This is a genomic window from Flavobacterium sp. RHBU_24, assembly GCF_046613695.1.
Lineage (GTDB): Bacteria > Bacteroidota > Bacteroidia > Flavobacteriales > Flavobacteriaceae > Flavobacterium.
On record NZ_JBKJHD010000043.1, the window covers coordinates 1 to 2916 of the forward strand.

1 protein-coding gene is annotated in these 2916 nt (G+C 47.9%); it reads left to right on the forward strand.

Annotation, left to right across the window (positions count from 1 at the left end; translation table 11 throughout):
* A partial coding sequence (locus ACLI09_RS17970; RefSeq protein WP_411421026.1) for a LamG-like jellyroll fold domain-containing protein occupies positions 1 to 2916 on the forward strand: 2916 nt, incomplete at both ends.

A 2916-nucleotide genomic window follows, 5' to 3' on the forward strand; every position in this document is an offset into this window, starting at 1 on the left:
CAGGCGTTTTGTAACAGTGCAACAGTGGCTAACCTTACCGCTACCGGCAGCAACGTGCAATGGTATGATGTTTCAACCGGTGGCACGTCATTAGTTTCAACAACCGCGCTTGCAACAGGTACTTATTATGTATCACAAACACTTAACAGCTGCGAGAGCGCGCGTACAGCGGTATCGGTTACTATCAATACTCCGGCTGCACCCACGGCTTCGGCACAAAGTTACCCCTACGGTTCTACTGTAACCAGCCTTGTGGCTACAGGCACTAACCTCCAATGGTATACTGTAAGCACGGGCGGCAGCGTGTTGCCTGCAAACACGGCGCTTACAGCAACTACTTACTATGTAAGCCAAACGGTAAATGGCTGCGAAAGTTCCCGCACAGCTGTTAGCGTTACCATAACCTATCCTATACGCTATGTAAAACCCTCAGCCAGCGGCACGGGCGATGGCACAAGTTGGGCCAATGCCAGCGGCAACCTGCAAAGCATGATAAATGCTGCATCAGTAGAACAGGTATGGGTGGCAGCGGGTGTTTATTATCCTACAGGTAGTGGTTACACAATGAAAAACAACGTGGCCATATACGGCGGCTTTGCCGGTAATGAAACCGCGCTCTCTCAGCGTAACTGGGCTACAAATGTTACCACGTTGCATGGCAACAACCAGCGCCGGGTAATATACAACAGCTTCGCCAGCACCACGCCGCTTACTGCCACTGCAGTGCTCGATGGCTTTACCATAACAGGGGGGTACAACACCTCAAATGGTGCCGGTGTATATAATGTTAATGCCTCGCCCACACTGACTAACCTGATAATAAGCGGCAACAATTCTGATTCCAGCGGTGGAGGTATGTATAACAATAATTCATCCCCGGCGCTAACCAATACTGCAATTAGCACAAATACAGCCGTTTCTAACGGGGGCGGTATATGCAATACCTCTTCGTCTTCCCCTACAATAACAGATGTAACCATAACTGATAATACCGCTAATAATGGTGGGGGTATGTATAGCAATGGTTCTTCCCCCGCCTTAACTAACGTAACCATAACCGGCAATACCGCTGCTGCTGCAGGGGGCGGTGTGTGCAACTCCTCAGCTCCCGCTATAATAACCAATGCCATCATTAGTGGTAACAGTGCGGCTAATGGCGGAGCGGTATATAATAATGCATCTGCCACTACAACAACCAATACATTAATGGCAGGAAATACAGTTTCGGCTACAGGCGGTGGAGTATATAACGTTGGCACTTCTACCACCACGCTTATCAATGTTACTATAAGCGGTAATGGCGGATACGGGATTTACAGCAACGGTTCAGGCAACATCCCTGTATTGCGCAACACTATTGTATACGGCAATGCAAATGGCGTGTTTAGCGGTACGCCTACTTATAATAACAGTTTAGTTCAGGGAATTACTGCTACCACTAACGGAAATATAAACGGCAGTACTAACCCTATGTTTGTAAACGCTCCGTCATATACGGGCGCGCCATTTACCGGTGGCGATTACAGCCTTTTAACCTGTAGCCCGGTGCTGAATACTGGCGATAACAGCTATGTCCCTTCAGGGATAACTACAGACCTTGCGGGAAATGCACGTATTTATAACACCACGGCGGATATGGGTGCTTATGAGCTGCAGCAACTGCCATCTACTCCTGCCGCCCCCACGGCTTCGCCTCAAAATTTTTGTAATAGCGCCACCGTCGCAAGCCTGGTAGCGACTGGCAGTAACCTGCAATGGTATACTGCTTCAACTGGTGGTTCGGCACTTGCATCAGCCACTGCGCTTGCAACAGGTACTTACTATGTATCGCAAACGCTTAACGGCTGCGAGAGCACACGGACAGCGGTAGCCGTAACCGTTAATAGTAATACAGCACCAACAGCTACAACCAACTCAACGGGTAACGCACTGTATTTTGATGGTGCAAATGATTATGTACAAACCACCGACTTCTCTCCTGTTACAATAAATGGAAGCTATACCGTTGAAGCATGGGTAAAGCCTGAAAATACATCAGGCGTATTAACAATACTTTCAACACGCAACGGTGAATATGCCTTTGATTTTAAACTTCAGGGAGGAAACCAGATACATGGCGACATAGGTAACGGTATCTCATGGATAACAACCACCGCCGATGCCGCTTTTACTTATACGGCAAACCAATGGCTACATATTGCCTACGTTGTTACGCCAACGGGCTACACTATTTACGCAAATGGCCAACTGGTTAACACCGGTACATACAGCGGTACACCGCTCTTTATTGATTCAACGCGAAAATTGATGATAGGGGCGGGAAGTGCCACAAGTGAGCTTTTTGCCGGAAGCATTGATGAGGTTAAAGTATATAACACTGCCCTTACGCAGGCACAGGTACAAACCGATATGGTTAGCACAACAGCTGTGCTTCCGGGAAACATAAAGTTTTATTACACCTTTAATAGCGGCACAGCCAATGGTTCTAATTCCGGGGTAACTACATTGTACGACCAAACCAGCAACGCTTTTAATGGAGCATTAAATAATTTTGCATTAAGCGGCGACACAAGTAACTGGATTGTAAGTAATGCAATAGGGACACAAACACTTTGTAATGGCGCTACAGTTGCCGACCTGACGGCTACAGGCAACGCTTTAAAATGGTATACCTCGTCAACCGGTGGTCCGGCACTTGCTTCGGCCACCGCGCTTGCAACGGGTACATACTATGTATCGCAAACACTAAACGGTTGCGAAAGTACAAGGGCGTTAGTGGCTGTAACCATAAACACCACAACACCACCAACAGCTTCGGCACAAACATTTTGTAATGGTGCCACGGTGGCTAACCTTACCGCTACCGGTACGGCATTAAAATGGTACAACGTAGCTTCAGGTGGTTTGGCACTTGCC